Origin of the sequence: Actinoplanes sp. TFC3 (assembly GCF_001553785.1) — a bacterium.
Taxonomy (GTDB): Bacteria; Actinomycetota; Actinomycetes; order Mycobacteriales; family Micromonosporaceae; genus Actinoplanes.
This window is the reverse complement of record NZ_LOJP01000001.1, coordinates 990584-1010618: the sequence shown is the minus strand read 5'-3', so window position 1 is coordinate 1010618 and position 20035 is coordinate 990584. Positions and strand designations below refer to the sequence as shown.

21 protein-coding genes are annotated in these 20035 nt (G+C 70.4%); 3 read left to right on the top strand and 18 right to left on the bottom strand.

Annotation, left to right across the window (positions count from 1 at the left end; translation table 11 throughout):
• Positions 1–16: 16 nt before the first annotated feature.
• A complete protein-coding gene (locus TFC3_RS04545; RefSeq protein WP_236717981.1) occupies positions 17–274 on the top strand; it encodes a DUF1707 domain-containing protein in 258 nt (85 codons plus the stop codon).
• Here TFC3_RS04545 and TFC3_RS04540 read toward each other — a convergent pair.
• The 13 genes from TFC3_RS04540 to glmS all read right to left on the bottom strand — a co-directional run bounded on the left by TFC3_RS04540 (position 234) and on the right by glmS (position 13444).
• Complete coding sequence (locus TFC3_RS04540; protein WP_067495991.1) at positions 234–2009, bottom strand: ABC transporter ATP-binding protein; 1776 nt, start codon at positions 2007–2009, stop codon at positions 234–236. The genes TFC3_RS04545 and TFC3_RS04540 overlap by 41 nt on opposite strands.
• The gene (locus TFC3_RS04535) at positions 2006–3697 is read right to left on the bottom strand and encodes an ABC transporter ATP-binding protein (protein ID WP_067495988.1); all 1692 of its coding nucleotides are present in this window, start codon (positions 3695–3697) and stop codon (positions 2006–2008) included. The genes TFC3_RS04540 and TFC3_RS04535 overlap by 4 nt, the downstream gene beginning before the upstream one ends.
• 43 nt (positions 3698–3740) lie before the next feature.
• Positions 3741–3995 carry a hypothetical protein gene (locus TFC3_RS04530; RefSeq protein WP_067495985.1) on the bottom strand — a complete coding sequence of 85 codons (255 nt, stop codon included), beginning with the start codon at positions 3993–3995 and terminating at the stop codon, positions 3741–3743.
• Between the two features lie 10 nt (positions 3996–4005).
• Positions 4006–5058 (bottom strand): tRNA (adenosine(37)-N6)-threonylcarbamoyltransferase complex transferase subunit TsaD, encoded by a 1053-nt coding sequence (gene tsaD, locus TFC3_RS04525; protein ID WP_067495982.1) that lies wholly within the window; start codon positions 5056–5058, stop codon positions 4006–4008.
• Positions 5051–5479: a ribosomal protein S18-alanine N-acetyltransferase gene (rimI, locus tag TFC3_RS04520; RefSeq protein WP_067505971.1), complete on the bottom strand. Its 429-nt coding sequence runs from the start codon at positions 5477–5479 to the stop codon at positions 5051–5053. Before rimI ends, tsaD begins: the two co-directional genes overlap by 8 nt.
• Positions 5479–6132, bottom strand: coding sequence for a tRNA (adenosine(37)-N6)-threonylcarbamoyltransferase complex dimerization subunit type 1 TsaB (tsaB, locus tag TFC3_RS04515; protein WP_067495980.1), 654 nt, complete (start codon positions 6130–6132; stop codon positions 5479–5481). Before tsaB ends, rimI begins: the two co-directional genes overlap by 1 nt.
• A gap of 191 nt (positions 6133–6323) precedes the next feature.
• Positions 6324–7004, bottom strand: a complete 681-nt coding sequence (locus tag TFC3_RS04510; protein ID WP_067495977.1) for a uracil-DNA glycosylase — start codon at positions 7002–7004, stop codon at positions 6324–6326.
• Positions 7001–7486 (bottom strand): tRNA (adenosine(37)-N6)-threonylcarbamoyltransferase complex ATPase subunit type 1 TsaE, encoded by a 486-nt coding sequence (gene tsaE, locus TFC3_RS04505; protein ID WP_067505968.1) that lies wholly within the window; start codon positions 7484–7486, stop codon positions 7001–7003. The genes TFC3_RS04510 and tsaE overlap by 4 nt, the downstream gene beginning before the upstream one ends.
• Positions 7486–8550 (bottom strand): alpha/beta fold hydrolase, encoded by a 1065-nt coding sequence (locus tag TFC3_RS04500; RefSeq protein WP_067495975.1) that lies wholly within the window; start codon positions 8548–8550, stop codon positions 7486–7488. Before TFC3_RS04500 ends, tsaE begins: the two co-directional genes overlap by 1 nt.
• Positions 8547–9668, bottom strand: a complete 1122-nt coding sequence (gene alr / locus TFC3_RS04495) for an alanine racemase (protein WP_067495972.1) — start codon at positions 9666–9668, stop codon at positions 8547–8549. The genes TFC3_RS04500 and alr overlap by 4 nt, the downstream gene beginning before the upstream one ends.
• Before the next feature lie 36 nt (positions 9669–9704).
• Positions 9705–11135 (bottom strand): bifunctional ADP-dependent NAD(P)H-hydrate dehydratase/NAD(P)H-hydrate epimerase, encoded by a 1431-nt coding sequence (locus TFC3_RS04490; RefSeq protein WP_067495969.1) that lies wholly within the window; start codon positions 11133–11135, stop codon positions 9705–9707.
• Positions 11136–11159: 24 nt separating this feature from the next.
• Complete coding sequence (locus TFC3_RS04485) at positions 11160–11528, bottom strand: holo-ACP synthase (RefSeq protein WP_067495965.1); 369 nt, start codon at positions 11526–11528, stop codon at positions 11160–11162.
• Between the two features lie 29 nt (positions 11529–11557).
• The gene (gene glmS / locus TFC3_RS04480) at positions 11558–13444 is read right to left on the bottom strand and encodes a glutamine--fructose-6-phosphate transaminase (isomerizing) (protein WP_067505965.1); all 1887 of its coding nucleotides are present in this window, start codon (positions 13442–13444) and stop codon (positions 11558–11560) included.
• A 199-nt stretch (positions 13445–13643) separates the two neighbouring features.
• Here glmS and TFC3_RS04475 point away from each other — a divergent pair, with 199 nt between their 5' ends.
• Positions 13644–14831, top strand: coding sequence for a pyridoxal phosphate-dependent aminotransferase (locus tag TFC3_RS04475; protein ID WP_082771853.1), 1188 nt, complete (start codon positions 13644–13646; stop codon positions 14829–14831).
• Here the strand turns inward: TFC3_RS04475 and glmM are convergent.
• The 3 genes from glmM to rplM all read right to left on the bottom strand — a co-directional run bounded on the left by glmM (position 14828) and on the right by rplM (position 17287).
• Positions 14828–16180: a phosphoglucosamine mutase gene (glmM, locus tag TFC3_RS04470; RefSeq protein WP_067495963.1), complete on the bottom strand. Its 1353-nt coding sequence runs from the start codon at positions 16178–16180 to the stop codon at positions 14828–14830. The genes TFC3_RS04475 and glmM overlap by 4 nt on opposite strands.
• A 145-nt stretch (positions 16181–16325) precedes the next feature.
• Complete coding sequence (gene rpsI / locus TFC3_RS04465; protein ID WP_067495960.1) at positions 16326–16823, bottom strand: 30S ribosomal protein S9; 498 nt, start codon at positions 16821–16823, stop codon at positions 16326–16328.
• Positions 16824–16843: 20 nt separating this feature from the next.
• Positions 16844–17287 carry a 50S ribosomal protein L13 gene (gene rplM / locus TFC3_RS04460; protein WP_015619048.1) on the bottom strand — a complete coding sequence of 148 codons (444 nt, stop codon included), beginning with the start codon at positions 17285–17287 and terminating at the stop codon, positions 16844–16846.
• Positions 17288–17922: 635 nt separating this feature from the next.
• Here rplM and TFC3_RS04455 point away from each other — a divergent pair.
• Positions 17923–19020: a uroporphyrinogen-III synthase gene (locus TFC3_RS04455; protein WP_067505958.1), complete on the top strand. Its 1098-nt coding sequence runs from the start codon at positions 17923–17925 to the stop codon at positions 19018–19020.
• Positions 19021–19040: 20 nt separating this feature from the next.
• Here the strand turns inward: TFC3_RS04455 and TFC3_RS04450 are convergent, their stop codons facing one another.
• Positions 19041–19661 (bottom strand): ATP/GTP-binding protein, encoded by a 621-nt coding sequence (locus TFC3_RS04450; protein ID WP_067495957.1) that lies wholly within the window; start codon positions 19659–19661, stop codon positions 19041–19043.
• On the bottom strand, positions 19642–20004 hold the full coding sequence (locus TFC3_RS04445) for a DUF742 domain-containing protein (protein ID WP_067495954.1): 363 nt from the start codon (positions 20002–20004) through the stop codon (positions 19642–19644). Before TFC3_RS04445 ends, TFC3_RS04450 begins: the two co-directional genes overlap by 20 nt.
• Between the last annotated feature and the right edge of the window lie 31 nt (positions 20005–20035).

Below are 20035 nucleotides of genomic sequence, written 5' to 3'. Positions count from 1 at the left end.
GGGCTACAGTGCTCGCGTGAGCATCCGAGCTTCGGACGAGGATCGGCAGCGGGTGATGGCCGCGCTTGAGCGGCACACCGGCGCGGGCCGGCTCACGCTCGACGAGTTCACCCAGCGGGTCGGGCTGGCCGCCGACGCGACGACCCTGGACGAGCTGTCCGCCGTGGTCAGCGATCTACCGGCCGACGACCAGCACCGCCGCGACTTCCTGATCCTGCTGCTGGTCGCCGTCGTCACGCTGGCTCTGCTGGCCGGGTTCCTGGTTTTGCGCTGACCGGGGTGCCGTGCCACGAGTTCCACAGCGCCGCATAGGAGCCACCCGCGGCGACCAGCTCGTCGTGCGAGCCGAGCTCGGTGATCCGGCCGCCCTCAACCACGGCGACCCGGTCCGCGTCATGGGCGGAGAACAGGCGGTGGGCGATTGCTACGACCGTACGGCCACGCAACACCGCAGCCAGTGACTGCTCCAGATCCCGTGCCGCCCGCGGGTCCAGCAGCGCCGTCGCCTCGTCCAGCACCAGGGTGTGCGGGTCGGCCAGCACCAGCCGGGCCAGCGCCACCTGCTGGGCCTGCGCCGCCGACAGCGTGAACCCGCCGGACCCGACCATCGTGTCCAGCCCGTCCGGCAACCGGTCGACCCATTTGAGGGCGTTCACGGCGGCCAGCGCCTCGCGGACATCCGACGGCGACGATCCCGGGCACACCATGGCAACGTTGTCGCGCAACGTACCCATGAAGACGTGATGCTCCTGGCTGACGAGCGCTACCTCCGTACGCAGGCGGTTGAGAGGCAGATCCGCCAGCGCGACCCCGCCGACGGTCAGTGACCCGCTCCCCGGCGCGTGCACGCCCGCGAGCAGGCGGCCCAGCGTGGATTTGCCCGCCCCGGAGGGTCCGACGATGGCCAGCCGCTCGCCCGGCGCGATGGTCAAGGTGATGCCGTGCAGGACTTCGCGGCCCTCTACGTAGGAGAAACGCACGTCCCGCGCGACGATCTCGGTGCCGCGCGGGAGCTCGGTTGTGCCCGGCGGCGCGGTGAACGAGACCCCCAGCAGCCGGGCCAGCGAAGCCGCACCGACCTGCAGCTCGTCCAGCCAGCCGAGGAAACGGTCAAGCGGGTCGATCAGCAACTGGGTGTAGAGCACCGCCGAGGTCACCTGGCCCAGCGTGACCCAGCCCTCGAAGTAGTACCAGCCGCCGATGAGCAGGGTGCCGACCACCGGCAGGATGTAGCCGAACTCGACGGTGGGGCTCCACACCGTACGCAGGTAGAGGGTGTATCGCTCCGCCGCCCAGGACCGTTTCAGATCGGCGTCGGTCCGCCGTATCCGCTGCTGCTGCCGGCGCAACGCATCCACCGTGCGCGCGCCCTCGACGGTCTCCGCAAGACCATCCGTGACCTGCGAATATGCGGCGTTCTGCCGCAGATATCCGGCGCCCGCGCGACGCAGGTACCAGCGCGCCGAGAACACGATGACCGGAACCGCGATCAACAACGGCAGGGCCAGCAACGGACTGACCAGGATCAGAGCGGCAACCGCCAGCGAGACAGTGATCAGGGCAATGATCGTTTCCGGTACGGCAAAGCGCACGCACCGCGACAGCGCATCAACATCGCGCGACGTTCGGGTCAGCAGATCCCCCGTGCCCGCGCGTTCCACAGTCGACAGCGGGATGGTCAGCACCCGATCCACGAACTCCTCGCGCAGCTCGCCGAGCACCCGCTCCCCCAGCCGCGCCGAGGCGATGTAGGCAAACCGCACCATGATCGCCTGCACGCCGATGGAGAGCGCGATCAGCAGCGCGATCCGGTCCACCGCGGCCATCGCCCCGCCGTGCTGGATCGAGTTGACCAGGCTGCCCAGCAGGCGCGGCCCGGCCAGCCCGGCGATCGCCGCGACGGCATGCAGGCACAGGGCCGTGACCAGGGCGCGCGGGTGCCGGCGGAACAGCTCGCGGGCGTACCGGCGCACCTGGCGGGAATCTGCCACCGGGAGCGCGTTGCTCACTCGCGCAGCACCGCCCTCGCGTAGGCGAGGCTGCCGTCCAGCAGCTCGCGATGGGTACCTTCGGCGACCACCAGGCCGTCCTCGACGTAGACGACGTGGTCGGCACGATCCAGCACCAGCGGGCTGGTCGAGCAGACCACAGTGGTCCGCCCCTGCCGGGCCCGGCCGAGCCGGTCGGCGATGCGCGCCTCGGTGTGCGCGTCGACCGCACTGGTCGGCTCGACCAGCACAAGGATCTCGGGATCGGCGACCAGGGCGCGGGCCAGGCGCAGCCGTTGCTGCTGGCCGCCGGAGAAGCTGCGGCCGCGCTCGGCTACCTCGCTGTCCAAGCCGTCGGGCAGCTCGCCGATCACATCGTCAGCCGACGCGGCGTCCAGGGCGGCGGCCGCCCGGCCGGTGCCGTGCGGGTCAAGGTCGTCACGCAACGGCCCGGAGAACAGGCGCGCGTCGTTGTCGGCCACCAGGATCCGCTCACGCAGGGCGTCCGCATCAAAGCTTTTCAGCGGTACGCCGCCCAGCAGCGTCTCGTCGCCCTCACGGGTGTAGCGGCCGAGCCGGTCAGCGATCGCCACCGCGTCGGCGGGCAGGGCGGCGGCGATCGCGGTGACCCGCCCGGACCGTACGACCACGCCCGACACCGGATCGGCCAGGTCACCACCCGCGGGCACCGCCCGCGGCTGCTCGGGCCCGGGCAGATCGGATTGCACCTGCAGCATGTCGACCACGCGCCGCCCGGAGACGTGCCCACGGGTCAGCTTGTCGATCGTCTCGGTGAGCTGGCGCAGCGGTGAGACCAGGAAGGCTGCGTAGCCGTAGAACGACACCAGTTGACCGACCGTGATCCGCCCGGACAACGCGAAGCGCGCCCCGAGCCAGGTGACCAGCACCAGGAACATGCCGGGCACCAGCACCTGGGCGCCGTCGAGCAGGGCCTCGACCCGGGCCACCCGCACCCCGGCGTGCCGCAGTTCCTGCGAACCGGCCCGGTATTTCTGCGACATCACCGGCTCACCGCCCACACCACGCAGCACGCGCAGCCCGCCGACCAGGTCGGTGGCCCGCCCGGTGAGCCGGCCCTGTTTCTCGCGGTACTCCTGCTGACGGTGGTGCAGCGGGCGGATCAGCAAACTGACCACAGCGGTGAGCAGCGGGATGCCCAGCACCACGACCAGCCCCAGCGGCACCGAGGTGAACAGCAGGATCGTGGTGACGGTCAGCACCGCGACGACCGAGCCGGTGCCGCGGGCGGTGATGTCGATGGCGTTGCCGATGTGGCTGATGTCGGCCGTACCGATGGCCACGATTTCCCCGGCGTCGAGGCGTCGCGGCAGGGCCACGCCGAGCTTGCCGGATTTGCGCACGGACAACTGGATGGTGCGGAACGCCGCCGACAGCCAGTTGTAGACCGCGCGGCGGTGGCGCAGCACCCCGGCCAGCGCCTGCACCGCACCGACGCCCAGCAGCACCATGCTCCACAGCACGAGATCGCCGGTGTCGCGCTGGGTCAGCCCGGCATCGATGGCCTTGCCGACGACGGCGGGCACCACGGCCTGGCACACCATCCACAGGACGGCGAACAGCACCGCGGCGCTGACGGATGGCCAGGTACGCCGGGCCAGCCAGCCCAGGTAGCGGGTGGCGGACCGGTCATCGGGGGTGCCGGGGTTCGGGGGCGGCAGATCACGCATCGCCCTTCGACGTTACGTAACTACGCCATCACGATCCATAGGGTTATCTATCGACCGGCGTGAAATCCCACACGTGCGGGGCTCGGGCAACCAACTCGGATGGGGGAGCCGGAAGCTCCGCCGGGGTGTTGCGCCACTTGGAAATGACCACAATACGAAGATCGGTGGAGGAGAAGACCTCGCTCGACACGTACGAGGGCAGCACCTCCAGTTTTGGCACCGCCACCTCGCAGACCCAGGTCAGCAGCTCGTCAAAGCCGCTGCGCGAGGCCCGCACCTCCCACATCCGCGCGATCATGCCTGGCTTCCTACCCCGCCACCGCGACGGAGGTCAATCCCATAGCCGAATCAACCGGCAGATCGAGCCGGCTGGGCACGACCCCGGCCGCTACCAGATGTGATCCCAGCGCCGCGACCATCGCCCCGTTGTCGGTACACAACTGCGGACGAGGTACGCGTACCCGGACACCAAGCTTGGCCGCGCGCTCCTCGGCCTTGAGCCGCAGCCGCGAGTTCGCCGCGACCCCGCCCCCGATGATCAGCGTCTCGACCCCGTGCTCCCGGCACGCGTCCAGCGCCTTGGCGGTCAGCACGTCACAGACAGCCTCCTGGAAGCTCGCCGCCACATCGGCCACCGGCACCGGCTCCCCGTCGCGTTCCCTGGCCTCCACCCAGCGGGCGACCGCGGTCTTGAGCCCGGAGAAGGAGAAGTCGAACCGGTGTTTGGCCAGGTCCTTCGGCGCCGTCAGCCCGCGCGGGAAGGCGATCGCCGCCGGGTCACCCTCGCGCGCGGCCCGGTCGATCACCGGCCCACCCGGGAACCCCATCCCCAGCAGCCGGGCCACCTTGTCGAACGCCTCCCCCGCCGCATCGTCAATGGTCGCGCCCAACGGCGTCACCCCGGCGGTCAGATCATCGACCAGCAGCAGTGACGAATGCCCCCCGGACACCAGCATGGCGATCGCCGGCTCGGGCAGCGGACCATGCTCCAAGGTGTCCACAGCCACGTGCGCAGCCAGGTGATTCACGCCGTAGATCGGCTTGTCCGCGGCCAGCGCATACCCCTTGGCCGCCGCAACGCCGACGAGCAGCGCGCCGGCCAGCCCCGGCCCGGCGGTCACCGCGATGGCGTCGATGTCGGCCAGGCTCACCCTGGCCTCGTCGAGCGCCCGCTGCATGGTCGGCACGATCGCTTCGAGGTGGGCGCGGCTGGCCACCTCGGGCACCACCCCGCCGAAGCGGGCATGCTGGTCAACGCTGGACGCGATCGCGTCGGCCAGCAAGGTGTGCCCGCGCACGATGCCGATCCCGGTCTCGTCGCAGGAGGTTTCGATCCCGAGGACCAGGGGCTCGTCAGACATCACGCATCATCACCAGGGCGTCGGTGTTACTGGGCTGGTAGTAACCGCGCCGGATGCCGACGGGCTCGAAGTCGTACGTGGCGTACAGGTGCTGGGCGGGCTGATTGTCGACTGCCACTTCCAGCAGAACCTTGCGGTCCCCGGCTCGTTCCAGCAGCGTCTCGAGGAGCTGGCGGCCGATGCCCCGCTTCTGGGCGGTGCGCTTGACCGCGATGTTCTGCACCCAGCTCTCCTCGTTGTCCACCAGCGCCAGCCCGGCGTAGCCGACAAGCTCGGTGCCGTCCATCGCGGTGACGTAGAACTGCCGCTGGGCCAGCTCGTTCCAGAACATGGCCGAGGACCACTTCTCCAACCCGAACAGGTCTTCCTCGATCGGTAGCACGTCCACGATGTGCCACCACCGGAACGGCTTGATGCTGATCACTGCAGCACGTGCTTCCGCTCGGTACTGGCCACCGCATCCGGGCGCCGCAGGTACAACGGGGTCAGGGCATCGGCCGGCGCGCCCGCACGGATCTTGTCCACCGCGAGCGCGATCAACGCCTCGCCCGAGGGGTACAGCACCCGGTCGTCGATCGGCACACCGAAGTCATACTTCAGCGCCCCCTCCCCCACCGCCCTCTGCACGCTGATGTCCGACATCTCCGCAGGTTTCGCCACGGCCGGGTCGGTGATCCGCACCCCATCCTGGTAGACCGCGTAGTAGACCTCCCGGCGCCGGGCATCGGTGGCAACGAGCACGCGACCCGGCCCGGCAGCACGCCCAAGCCCGTCCAAGGAGCAGATGCCGTACGCCGGAATGCCCAGCACCTGCGCCATAGCGGCCGCTGTCGCGAGTCCCACCCGCAGTCCCGTGAACGGCCCGGGACCCAGCCCGGCCACGATCGCGCCGAGATCCGCTGGACTTCTGCCGGCGTCTTGAAGCACGGCGCGGATCTGGGGGGCCAGGAGTTCGCCGTGGGCGCGGGGGTCGATGGTGCGGCGCTCGGCTACTCCGCGCAGGCCATCATCGCCGACCTCGGCCAGGGCGGCGGTCACTGCGGGGGTGGCGGTATCCACAGCTAGAACAAGCACCCGCAAACATTACCTTCGCTGGGTGGGGGCTTGGTGATGGGCGGGCGGCGGCAGCCAGGCGGCCGCGATACCAGCCGCTGATGGACGGGCGCGACTGGGCGGAACCACCGACGATCCAACGGCCGCCGCGCGATCCGCGGGTTACGGGCCGACTGGCTGAAACCACGGCGGCCCCTGCTACCGGCCCTCACTCATCCCCGAGGATCCCAATCGATCGGCGGCCGGCCCCCGTCAGCCAGCGCCTTGTTAGCGGCGCTGAACATCCGGGCCCCGAAAAAGTCCTTCCCCCCATTGAGCGGGCTGGGGTGCCCCGACTCAACAACCGTGTGCACCGGATTGGTAACCAGGGACGCCTTCTTGCGGGCGTAGGAGCCCCACAGCAGGAAGACGATCCGCTCGTTTCTGGCGTTGAGGGCTCGGATCGTGGCGTCGGTGAAGACTTCCCAGCCTTTGTTCTTGTGCGAGCCGGCCGACTTTTCTCGTACCGTCAGAACCGCGTTCAGCAGCAGGATGCCTTGCCGCGCCCATCCGGTCAGGTCGCCGCTCGTGGAGGGCGCCACCCCGACGTCTTCGGCTAGTTCCTTGTAGACGTTGCGCAGGGAGGGCGGCACTCGCACACCCGCACGCACGCTGAAGCTGAGGCCGTGCGCCTGCCCGGGGCCGTGGTAGGGATCCTGGCCCAGCAGCAGAACGCGCGTCTGCGACGGGGAGCACAGCCGGTACGCCGCGAACAGGTCCTCGATCGGCGGGTAAATCGTGTACGTCGCGTACTGCTCGGCCACGAAAGCGCCCAGCGCCGCGGTGGCAGCCGGTTCGAGGAATGGCGTCAGCTCGGCGCGCCAGGCTTCGGGGAGCAGCTCGGTCAGGTTCACATGGTCTCCGTCAGGTGCTTGAGGCGGCCGGCCCAGTCCCCGCCGTACGGGATGAGCTCTATCGTGCGGGTGTCGTCGTCCAGGCGGTCGATGCGCACCGCCAAGTACTCGTCGTTCAGGTGTTCCACCAGCCCGGCGCCCCATTCGACAACCGTGACAGCGTCCTCGGCGGAGGCGTCGAGGTCCAGGTCGTCGATCTCGGCGCGGGGATCAACAGCATCGCCCAACCGGTACGCATCCGCGTGCACCAGCGCGACCATGCCACCTCGCGCCGGGTCGGGGCGGTGCACCCGGGCGATGACAAACGTGGGCGAGGTGATCGCGCCGGACACGCCCAGGCCAGCGCCGATGCCTTGCACCAGCGCTGTCTTGCCGGCGCCGAGCGGGCCGGTCAGCAGCAGCAGATCACCGGCTCGCAGCACGGTGGCCAGGTGCCGCCCGAATGCCTGGGTGTCCTCCACGGTGGACAACTCGGCGACCATCACGAGATCTTGTCCAGGAACGGCAGCAGTGCCGCGTTCACCTCGTCGGCCTTTTCCAGCATGACCACGTGGCCACTGTTGTCGATTTTGAGCAGCTCGGCGTCGGGGAGGTGGCGCAGGATCTCCTCCGAGTGGGTCACCGGGGTCAAATAGTCCTTCGTTCCCACCAGCACCAGCACGGGGACGCCCTGGAGCGCCGACAGGGCCGGGAACCGGTTGTGCGTGTACAGCGTGTGCAGATACTTGGTCAGCGTCTCGACGGAGGTCTTGGAGTTCATCTGCTCCACGAAGGAGACCAACGACGGGCTGGGCCGGGGGTCGCCGAAGCCATACCTGCGGGTCAGCAGCCACGCCAGGTCGGAGGACACGATCCGGGCGCGGTCGATGGCGGTGCCGCCGACCCGGGCCGAGGCGCCCCACAGCGGGAAGAACGGTGCGCTGGCCCGGGCCACCAGGGTCTGGATCCCGATCTTCGACTTGTCGATCAGGCCGGCCGAGGTGGACATCAGCACGACCCCGGTCACCCGCTTGCCGAACCACTCGGGATATTGCTCGGCGAACGCCATGATGGTCATGCCGCCCATGGAGTGACCGACCAGGATGATGTGGCCGTCGGGCACCGCGGCGTTGAGGACCGCGGCCAGCGACTTGCCCAGCGCGGCGATGTCGTAGTCGCCGGACTTGAGCCGGCTCGACCGTCCGTGCCCGGGTTGGTCGTAGAAGACGAGCCGGTGATCGCCGCGTTCGGCGAGGGCCTTGCGCTGGAAGTAGAACGTGCCCATGTCCAGGGCGAAGCCGTGCACGAACACGATCGTCGGCTTCGGCTCGCCCAAAGACTCCGCGGGCTCGACGATCTCGACGTGCAGGTTCGTGCCGTCCGCGGCGGTGACGGTCAGCTCCTCGTCAAAAGGCTGATCACCAAAAACCTCTTCCGCGTACGGATCCCCGAGCGCCTTCACCGAACGGCGCACCAGCACCCGCTCGACGGCGAACGCGGCAGCCAGCCCGGCAGCGGCCACCCCGACCACCGCACCGGCGACACCCACCCGTTTCGCCCGCCTCATGCGACCTCCCCGTCGTAGACCCGCGGCACCCGGGAACCGCCGAACCGCGTGACGATCTCGTAGTTGATCGTGCCGATCGCGTCAGCCCAGTCGGTGGCGGTGGGCTCCCCGCCGGTGCCCGGACCGAACAGCGTGGCCACGTCACCGGCCCGCACCGGGTCGTCGTCGCAGTCGAGCACGATCTGGTCCATGCAGACCCGGCCGGCGATGGTGCGCACCTTGCCACCCAGCAGCACCGGGCCCACATTGGACGCGTGCCGGGGCACGCCGTCGCCATAGCCCAGCGGCACCAACGCCAGCGTCGTCTCGCCGGTGGTGTGGTACGCATGGCCGTACGAGACGCCCTGGCCCGCGGGCACCCGCTTGGTCAGGATCACCCGGGCCCGGGCGGTCATCGCGGGACGCAGTCCGGGCGGTTGCGGGCCGGCCAGCGGGGAGAGCCCGTAGATCGCGACGCCGGGGCGGACCAGGTCGTAGTGCGCGTCGGGCCGGGTCAGGGTGGCCGCCGAGTTCGCGATGTGGCGGTAGCGCGGCTCGATGCCGATGCGCTCGGCCACGGCGAGGGCCTCGGCGAACGCGGCCAGTTGGTGATCGTTCGTCTCGTGATCGGGCTCGTCGGAGCGTACGAAATGACTCCAGACCCCGACGATCTCCAGGTCTCCATCCGCCTGCGCCTTGGCCGCCGCCTCCACCAGGGCGGGCCACTCGGCAGCGGTCGCACCGGCGCGGGCCAGACCCGTGTCGATCTTCAGGTGCACGCGGGCGGGCCGCTCGACCCGGCGCGCCGCCGTGACCAGCTCGCCCAGCTGGCCCAGCGTGCTCGCGTTGAGGTCGACGCCGGCCGTGAGGCCCTCGTGCAGCGCCAACCCGGGCGAGTGCAGCCAGGCGAAAACCGGAGCGGTGATCCCCGCACCCCGCAGCGTCAGCGCCTCGTCGAGCGTGGCCACCCCGAGCCAGCTCGCCCCACCGGCCAGCGCGGCGCGGGCCGAGGCCAGCATGCCGTGACCGTATCCATCGGCCTTGACCACGGCCATGACCTCGGCGGTCGTGCCCGCGCGCAGGGTCGCGACGTTGTCCCGGATGGCGTCAAGGTCGACGCGGATTTCGGCCTGCCACATGCTCCCCAGCCTACTGAGGCGGTCTGACGAAACTTGTCAGAGCAGGTCAGCGAGGACCGGCCGGAGTGCGGCAGCCACATCGGCCGAGGTCACCGGGCCGTCCTGACCCGCGCGGAGCCCAGCCAGCCCGTGCACGTACGCGGCAGCCACCGCGGCCTTCCCGGCGGGCAGCCCGGCAGCGAGCAGCGAGCCGAGCAGCCCGGCCAGCACGTCCCCGGAGCCGGCCGTGGCCAGGTCGGCGCTGCCGGTCGGGTTGGCCCACACCTCGCCGGACGGGGTCGCCACGATCGTCCGGTCACCCTTCAGCAGCACCACCGCGTTCAGCCAGGCGGCCAGCCGCAGCGCCGAGCCCATCCGATCCGCGCCGGGCGCCTCCCCGGCGAGGCGCTTGAACTCCCCGTCGTGCGGGGTGACCACCAGGGGTGCGTCACGGCGCAGGTCACGGGCGTGCTGACCGTCGACCAGCAGGGTCAGCGCGTCGGCATCCAGCAGCACCGGCAACGGGGTGGCCAGCACGCTGCGCAGCTCCGTACGAGCATCGTCGGAGGTCCCCAGCCCCGACCCGCACACCCAGGCCTGCACCCGGCCGGCCTCGGACACCCGCTTGGTTGCCACGACCGACGGGTGCTGGCGGAGCACCTCGCGATCGGCCGTACCCGCATACCGGACCATGCCGGTGGGACCCGCGAGCGCCCCGGTGACCGACAGCACCGCCGCGCCCGGATAGATCGCCGAGCCCGTGGCCACCCCGGCCACGCCGCGCGTGTACTTGTCCGAGGACGCCGTGGGACGCGGCCACCAGGAAGCGATGTCGGACGCGTCGGGGATTCGTACCGCTGGAGCGGCGTGCAGCGTGGCACCCAGGCCGATGTCCACCAGCTCGACGTGGCCCGCCAGGGCTGCGGCAGCCCCCACCACGTGCGCGGGCTTGAGGCAGCCGAAGGTCACCGTCACGTCCGCGTGCACCGCGTCGCCCGGCACATCGCCGGTGTCCACCGCCACCCCGCTGGGCACGTCCACCGCAACGACCAGCGATCCGAGGCCGGCAACGCGCTTGACCAGGGCAGCCGCTCCGGGCCGAAGACCACCGCTCGCGCCGATCCCGACGATGCCATCCAGCACCAGGTCGGCCCGCGAAGGCAGTTGCGCAACGGTACGGCCACCCGAGCGTCGAAGCTCGGACAGCCCCGCCGCGTGCACCCGGTCCGGCTGCACCAGGATCGCCTGCACCTGCGCGCCCCGGGCGGCCAGCCGGGCACCGGCGTACAGCGCGTCACCGCCGTTGTCGCCGCTGCCCACCAGCAGCACGACGGTGGAGCCATAGACGCCCCCGCGTTCCTGCAGCAGCAACGCGCACCGGCGCGCCAGCCCAGCCGCGGCACGCTGCATCAACGTGCCATCGGGCAGCGTCGCCATCAGGGCATTCTCCGCCGACCGTACGTCTGCTACCCGCCATGCCGCCCGCATCAGTGCCTCCCTGGTCCGCCACCCTCAGGCCTCGGCTACCACCATGGCCGAGGCGATCCCGCCGTCGTGCGACAGCGACAGGTGCCAGCGGTTGACGCCTCGCTCGGCGGCCACCGCGGCGACCGTGCCGGCCACCGTCAGCCAGGGACGGCCATCCGGATCCGACACGATCTCGCAGTCGTGCCAGCGCAGCCCCGCCGGAGCGCCGAGCGCCTTGGCCACGGCTTCCTTCGCCGCGAACCGGGCCGCCAGCGACTCCGCCGAGCGCACGTGCCCGGATGTCGTCGCCCGCTCCGATTCGGTGAAGAGCCGGTCGGCCAGCTGCGGCGTGCGTTCCAGCGCCTGAGCGAAGCGGGACACCAGCACCACATCGATCCCGACAGACACGATCACACGCCGACCCTACCCAAGCCGGGGCCGGGTCACTCCACGGTGACCGACTTCGCCAGGTTGCGGGGCTGGTCCACGTCGTGTCCCCGGGCCGCCGCGATCTCGCACGCGAGGATCTGCAGGGGCACGGTGGTCATCAGCGGCGCCAGCAGCGTGGGGGTGCGCGGCACGGAAATCAGGTGATCCGCGTACGAGGCCACAGCGTTATCGCCCTCCTCGGCGATCACGATCGTGCGGGCGCCCCGGGCTCGTACCTCCTGGATGTTGGACACGACCTTGTCCCTGAGCACCCCGCGCCCGGCCGGAGAGGGCACCACGCACACCACCGGCGTGCCCTCGTCGATCAGCGCGATCGGCCCGTGCTTGAGCTCACCCGCCGCGAAGCCCTCGGCGTGCATGTAGGCAAGCTCCTTGAGCTTGAGCGCACCTTCCAGGGCCACCGGGAAGCCGACGTGGCGGCCGATGAACAGCACCGTCGAGGCGGTCCGCAGGTCACGGGCCAGGGCGCGCACGTCCTCCATCTGACCGAGCAGGTCGCGCAGGTCGTCGGGGGTGCGGCGGAGGCGGTCCACCACCGCGGCGACCTCGTCGGCGTACATCACGCCGCGGATCTGGGCCAGGTGCAGGCCGATCAGGTAGCAGGCGACGAGCTGGGTGAGGAACGCCTTGGTGGAGGCAACAGCGATCTCCGGACCGCCGTGGGTGTAGAGCACGGCGTCGGACTCGCGCGGAATCGTGGAGCCGTTGGTGTTGCAGATGGCCAGCACCCGGGCTTTCTGCTCCTTGGCGTGGCGCAGCGCCATCAGGGTGTCCATCGTCTCGCCGGACTGGCTGATCGCGATGACCAGCGTCGAGCGGTCCAGCACCGGGTCGCGGTAGCGGAACTCGCTGGCCAGCTCGACCTCGCAGGGGATGCGGTTCCAGTGCTCGATGGCGTACTTGGCGACCATCCCGGCGTGATAAGCGGTGCCGCAGGCGATGATGAACACCTTGTCGACGTCGCGCAGGTCCTGGTCGGTCAGGCGGACCTCGTCGAGCACGATCTCCCCGCGCTCGGAGAGCCGGCCCAGCAGCGTGTCGGCGATGGCCTGCGGCTGCTCGGCGATCTCCTTGAGCATGAAGTAGTCGTAGCCGCCCTTCTCGGCGGCCGAGGCGTCCCAGTCGATGTGGAACTCCTTGCCGGTGGCGTCCGCACCGGCGAAATCGGTGATCTCGATGGCGCCGGGCGTGATCAACACGATCTGGTCCTGGCCCAGCTCGATGGCCTCGCGGGTGTGCTCGATGAACGCGGACACGTCGCTGGCCAGGAAGTTCTCCCCCTCGCCGCGACCGACCACCAGCGGCGAGTTGCGACGCGCGGCCACCACAGCGCCGGGAACCGCGACGTCGGTGGCGAGCAGGGTGAAGGCGCCTTCGAGCCGATTCACGGTACGGCGCATGCCCTCGGCGAGCAGTTGCGGACCGGCCAGCTCGGAGCCGGCCTCCCGCAGGGCCCGCACCTCGGCGGCGAGCAGGTGGGCGGCGCACTCGGTGTCGGTGTCGCTGATGAACTCGACTCCGGTGGCTTCGAGCTCGGCGCGCAGGCGCCCGAAGTTCTCGATGATGCCGTTGTGGATGACCGCGACCCGGCCGTCGGCGGACAGATGCGGGTGGGCGTTGCGGTCGGTGGGGCCGCCGTGCGTGGCCCAGCGGGTGTGCCCGATCGCGGTCGAGCCGCTGGCGATGCCGTCGCCAGCGCGCTCCCCCAGCGCCTTTTCCAGGTTCGCCAGCTTGCCGGCGCGCTTCTCGGTCAGGATGACGTTGTCGTCGACCACCGCGACACCCGCGGAGTCATAGCCGCGGTACTCCAGCCGGCGGAGACCGTCGAGGACGATTTGCAGCGCCGGCCGACTGCCGACGTAACCCACGATGCCACACATGAAGGGCAGCGTAGCCGACTTTCGCTCATGACAGGTGCGCGAGAGGCGTACTTTCGCGCAGCACAGTTGATTGAAAGGCGGTTCGGTGGCCATTGCCCGGCTGCCATCACAGGTCACAGCCGCGCCCGACACGTCCGGGTGATCCTGCCTGGCGCTGTGGGCGTACCGTCGGATCTGCGCCCGCCGTAGGCTGGCGGGCGTGACGACGTCGATCCCGGCCGACCCGCTGGTCGCACGCATGCGCCCGTTCGGGACCACCATCTTCACGGAGATGTCAGCGCTTGCCGCGCGGACCGGCTCGGTGAACCTCGGGCAGGGCTTCCCCGACACCGACGGGCCGCCGGAGATGGTGGACGCGGCCGCCGAGGCGCTGCGCTCGGGCGCCAACCAGTATCCGCCGCTGCCGGGCATCCCGGTGCTGCGCCAGGCGATCGCCGCCCACGAGAAGCGCTTCTGGCAGCTCAGCCGGGATCCGGACACCGAGGTCGTGGTCACCGCCGGCGCCACCGAAGCCATCGCCGCCGCCATTCTCGCGCTGTGCGAGGCCGGCGACGAGGTGGTGTGCTTCGAGCCTTACTACGATTCGTACGCGGCCTCCGTGGCGCTGGCCGGCGCGGTCCGGCGGCCGGTGACCCTGCGACCCGGCCCGGATGGGCGGTACGGCTTCGACGAGGCCGAGCTGCGGGCGGCTTTTAGGGCTCGTACGCGCCTGGTGTTGCTCAACACGCCGCACAACCCGACCGGCAAGGTGTTCACCCCGGCCGAGCTGGCCCTGATCGCCGAGCTGTGCCGCGAGCACGACGTGTACGCGGTGACCGACGAGGTCTACGAGCACCTGGTCTTCACCGACGCCGCCGCCGGGCACCTCCCGCTGGCCACGCTGCCCGGCATGCGCGAACGTACCCTGCGCATCTCATCGGCGGGCAAGAGCTTCTCGTGCACCGGCTGGAAGGTGGGGTGGGTGACCGGCCCGGCCGCACTGGTGTCGGCGGTGCAGCGGGTCAAGCAGTTCCTGACGTTCGTCAACGCCGGGCCGCTGCAGCCCGCGGTCGCCGTGGCGCTGAGCCTGCCGGACAGCTACTTCACCGGCTTGCGCGACAGCATGCAGGCCCGCCGCGACCGGCTGGTGGCCGGCTTGACCGACGCCGGGTTCGGCGTGCTGCCCGGCGAGGGAACCTACTTCGTGACCGCCGACATCCGGCCGCTGGGCGGCGCCGACGGCACCGACTTCTGCCGGGCGCTGCCCGAGCGCTGCGGTGTGGTGGCCGTCCCGACCCAGGTGTTCTACGACCACCCGGAGCGGGGACGCCACCTCATCCGCTTCGCGTTCTGCAAGCGCGAGGACGTCATCGACGAAGCCGCCCGGCGCTTGCGAACCCTGAGCTAGGCGGGGCTGGCCGCGCGCACCTCGGCGGCGACCCGCTCGGCGATCGAGCGGGCCTGCTCCTCGGTCTCGGCCTCGACCATGACCCGCACCAGCGGCTCGGTGCCCGAGGGGCGCAGCAGCACGCGGCCCGTCTCGCCGAGCTCGTTCTCGGCCAGGGTGACAGCGGCCTGCACGGTCGGGGCGTTCGCACCGGCCTCGCGATCCTTGACCGGGACGTTCACCAGCACCTGCGGGAGCTTGTGGACGACCGCTGCCAGGTCGGCCAGGGACTTGCCGGTGGACGCGATCGTCGCCATCAGGTGCAGGCCGGTCAGCACGCCGTCGCCGGTGGTGGCGAACGCCGGCATGACGATGTGCCCGCTCTGCTCGCCGCCGAGGGCATAGTTGTTGGCGTTGAGCTCCTCCAGGACGTACCGGTCGCCGACCTTGGTCTCCAGCAGCTTGATGCCTGCCTGCTTCATCGCGATCCGCAGCCCCAGGTTGCTCATCACCGTGGCAACCAGCGTGTCGTCGGTCAGGGTGCCAGCGTCGCGCATCGCCAGGGCCAGGATCGCCATGAGCTGGTCGCCGTCGACGACCTCGCCGCTGGCCGTCACCGCGAGGCAGCGGTCCGCGTCACCGTCGTGGGCCAGCCCCAGGTCGGCACCCTCGCGCACGACCGCCTCGATCAGCGACTCCAGGTGGGTGGAACCGCAGTTGTCGTTGATGTTCAGCCCGTCGGGCTCGGCGTGCATCGAGATGACCTCCGCGCCCGCCTCCCGGTAGGCGGTCGGGCCGGCGTCGCTGGCCGCACCGTTCGCGCAGTCCACCACGACCTTGATGCCTTCGAGGCTGTGCGGCGTCGAGTCGACGAGGTGCTTGATGTAGTGCTCCTCGCCGTCCATCAGGTCGTGCACCCGTCCGACCCCGGCGCCGGTGGGCCGTCCGACCAGGCCGTGCCCGTCGGCGACCGCCGCCTCGATGCGCTGCTCCAGCTCATCGGGCAGCTTGAGGCCGCCGGGGGCGAACAGCTTGATCCCGTTGTCGGGCATCGGATTGTGCGACGCGCTCAGCATCACGCCGAGGTCGGCCTGGGCCTGGCCCACCAGGAAGGCGACCGCCGGAGTGGGCAGCACGCCGACCCGTACGACGTTGGCTCCGGCGCTGGTCAGCCCGGCCACGACGGCGGCTTCGAGCATCTCGCCGCTGGCCCGCGGGTCGCGGCCCACGATGGCGAGGGGCTGGTGGCTGCGGTCGGTCTCGATGAGCACGCGGGCCGCGGCGACCGCGACCGAGAGCGCAAGCTCGGGAGTCAGGAGCTCACCGTTGGCGAGCCCGCGGATGCCGTCCGTGCCGAAGAGTCGCCCCATGGCGGCCGTTCCTTTCGCCGGTCGGAGCTCACCCTGGACCGGTGTGATCGATGTGGGAGGGAAAGCGAAACGGCCGGGCGCGCCCCTCGCGTGAGAGGCGCACCCGGCCGTTTCGTTCAGACGTGGTGCAAGACGAGCGCTGCGATCAGCGCTTCGAGTACTGCGGAGCCTTACGGGCCTTCTTGAGACCGTACTTCTTGCTTTCCTTGACCCGCGCGTCCCGGGTGAGGAAGCCGGCCTTCTTGAGCGCCGGACGGTCGTCGGGCTCGTTGGTGATCAGCGCGCGAGCGATGCCGAGGCGCAGCGCGCCGGCCTGCCCGGTGATGCCGCCGCCACGCAGGTTGGCCACGACGTCGAACTGCTCGGCCTTCTCGGTGGTCACGAGCGGCTCGCGGATGAGCTGCTGGTGCACCTTGCTCGGGAAGTACTCCTCGAGCTCGCGGCCGTTGCAGGTGATCTTGCCGCTGCCGGGCACGAGACGCACCCGGACGATGGCCTCCTTGCGGCGGCCGACGGTCTGGATCGGGCGGTCACCCGGGCGCGTGGCACGAACGGCCGGCGCCGGCGCCTCGACCACAACGACGGTCTCAGCGGGCTCCTCGACGACGGTCTCGACGACCTCGGGCTCGACGATGTCGGACATGCTGTTTCCTTCGCCCGCGCTCACTGCGCGATCTGCTTGATTTCGAACGGCACCGGCTGCTGCGCGGCGTGCGGGTGCTCGGCGCCGGGGTAAACCTTCAGCTTCTTGATGATCTGGCGGGCGAGCTTGTTGTGCGGGAGCATGCCCTTGACGGCCAGCTCCACCGCGTGCTCGGGCCGCTTGGTCAGCAGCTCTTCGTAGCCGACCTGCTTGAGGCCACCCGGGTAACCGGAGTGCCGGTAGGCGACCTTGGTCTGCCGCTTGTTGCCGGTCAGGGCGACCTTGCCGGCGTTGATGATCACAACGAAGTCGCCGGTGTCGACGTGCGGGGCGAACGTCGGCTTGTGCTTGCCGCGCAGGAGAGTGGCGGCGTGGGTGGCCAGGCGGCCCAGAACGACGTCAGAAGCGTCGATAATGTGCCACTGACGCTCGATCTCACCCGGCTTCGGGCTGTACGTACGCACAGAATTACCTTGTCTCGTCGTCGGTCTGGGGGCGCGCGCTGGGTCCGTAGCGAGCACGAACGTCAAGCGTACCCGAAGGGCACGCTCGCAGCTGTCGCACAACAGCAGGCAACAATACCCGCAGGGGCGGCGCAGGGTCAAAACGGCCCGGAGTTTAAAGGGTCACCAGACTGAACGACCAGTTGACCGAAGAACCAAAAACCCGAAGGACCTCACAACTTAGCGACCCAAGAATAGTTTGTACCGCCCGGCACGCCGACAGCGGGGCACGTGATTGCTCCCACCTCGGGCTTAGCAGGCTCGAAACAAGTGGGACGCGCCACTGAAATTACCCACCGGCACGCTTCGTTCATGGCGAGTGGCGCTCCAACCCCGAGGATGCGGGCCGGGCTTCAATCCGGCGGCGCACCGGGGTGCACGCTCGCCGCTGGACCACCACCAGGGTTGAGGACGGACCTGGTGGTGACAGCCGCAGCGGGCAACCGTGGCGGCAGCGGGAAGCCGCGGCGCGGGCCGGCCGGAGGTACGGCGGAGCGCGTAAGCGTGACGTGGGAGCGGGTCAACGCTGAGGACGGCGGGCTCCGGGCGTGCCCTTCGGTGGACCGGCCGGCCCCGCCGCGGCTTTCCAGCACCACATGATCGCGGCGTCGGGTGCCTCGCTGACCGGCTACACGATCGGGGTCACCGCCGACCGCCGCCGCGACGAGTTGGCCGGGCTGCTGGAGAGCAACGGCGCCCGGGTCGTGCTGGCGCCGGCATTGCGGATCGTGCCGAATGCCGATGACGGCGAGCTGCGCGCCGCGACCCGGGACTGTCTTACCACTGTCCCGGACATTGTGCTGGTCACCACCGGTATCGGGCTGCGAGGCTGGCTGGAGGCGGCGGACGGCTGGGGGCTGGGTGAGCCGTTGCGGGTCGCGCTTGCACGGTCGTACCTGGTGGCCAAGGGTTCGAAGGCCCGCGTGGCCCTCCGGGCGGCCGGCTTGCGGGAGCAGTGGTCACCCGAAGGCGAGAGCTACGAGGAAGTAATCGCTCACCTGAGCGCGCGGCGCCTCGCCGGAATGACCGTGGCGATGCAACTGCACGGGGAGAGCCAGCCGGAATACACCGAGGCGTTACGGTCCGCGGGCGCCCGGGTGATCGAGGTTCCGGTGTACCGCTGGGCCCCGCCGATCGACCCGGCCCCGCTGTACCGGCTGGTGGACCTGATCGCGGGCCGGCTCGTGGACGCGGTGACGTTCACCTCGGCGCCGGCCGTGCAAGCGCTGCTGCGAGCCGCCGGGGACACTCTGGACCCCGTGCTGGCGGCGCTGCGGACCGACGTGCTGGCCGCTTGCACGGGCCCGGTAACGGCCGCGCCGCTGCGAAGCCATCAGGTGCCGGTGGTCACGCCCGCCAAACCCCGACTGACTTATCTGGTACGAACACTGCTCGACGAACTCCCCCAGCGCGCCCTCAGCCTGCAGGTAGCCGGTCACTCGCTGACCCTGCGCGGGCATGCGGCGGTGGTCGACGGCGAACTCAAGCCCCTCGCCCCGGGACCCATGGCTGTGCTCCGGGCGCTGGCCACCACACCCGGACGGGTCCTGTCCCGCGCGGCTCTGCTGCGCGCCCTGCCCCGCGGCGCCGACGAGCACGCCGTCGAGATGGCCGTGGCCCGGCTCCGTGCCGGCCTCGGCACCACCGGCGTCGTGCAGACCGTCGTCAAACGCGGCTACCGGCTGCCCGCATAAGCAACCGGCGCCGCGTTTCATCAGCCGACCGGCGCCGGGAACCCGCGTCCCTGCTCGGCCACCAACGTGCGCATGGCATGCTCGACGACCCCCACCAGCACCTGCTTGACCGACTCGCGGTTGCGCGCGTCGCACAGCATCAGCGGCACGTTCGGGGCGATGGCCAGCGCCTCGCGGATCTCTTCCGGCTCGTAGCGCGGAGCGCCGTCGAAGCAGTTGAGCGCCACCATGTACGGCAGGTGCCGGTTCTCGAAGTAGTCGAGCGGGGCGAACGCGTCGGAGATGCGCCGGGTGTCGACCAGCACGGCCGCTCCCACCGCACCGCGGATCAGCTCGTCCCACATGAACCAGAAGCGCGTCTGGCCCGGCGTGCCGAACAGGTAGAGGATCAGGTCGTCGGCCATCGTGATGCGGCCGAAGTCCATCGCCACCGTCGTCGTTTCCTTGCCCGGCACCTTTGACGCATCGTCGATGCCCTGCCCGGCCGAGGTCATCTGCGCCTCGGTGGTCAGGGGTTCGATCTCGGAGACCGCACCGACGAGCGTCGTCTTGCCGACGCCGAAGCCACCAGCGACAACGATCTTCGCGGAGGTGATCTCCTTGGGATGCGCCCCCGCCCGCTCAGAGCTTGCGAAGTCCACTCAACACCCTTTCCAGCAGATCCATCCGCTCCGTGAACCCTTCCTTGGGAGCGGCGCTGTGCAGCGACAACATCCCGTCGGCGACCATGTCGGCGACGATGACCCGGGCGACCCCCAGCGGGAGCCGGCTGTAGGCCGCGATTTCGGCGAGCGATTGCGCCCGTGGTTCGCACAGCACGGCGATGCGGTACTTGTCATGCCCGGCGAACCGGGCCTCTTGGACGGCGGCCTGGCTGGCAACCATGACCGCCTCGATGGGAATGTCCCGGCGCGGTTCCGTCCGGCCCCGGGTGACCGCATACGGACGGACTAGATTGCCGCGGGGGTCGATGGGCTGGCCCATCCTGCGGTCACCTCCTTCCGGCTCGGGTCAC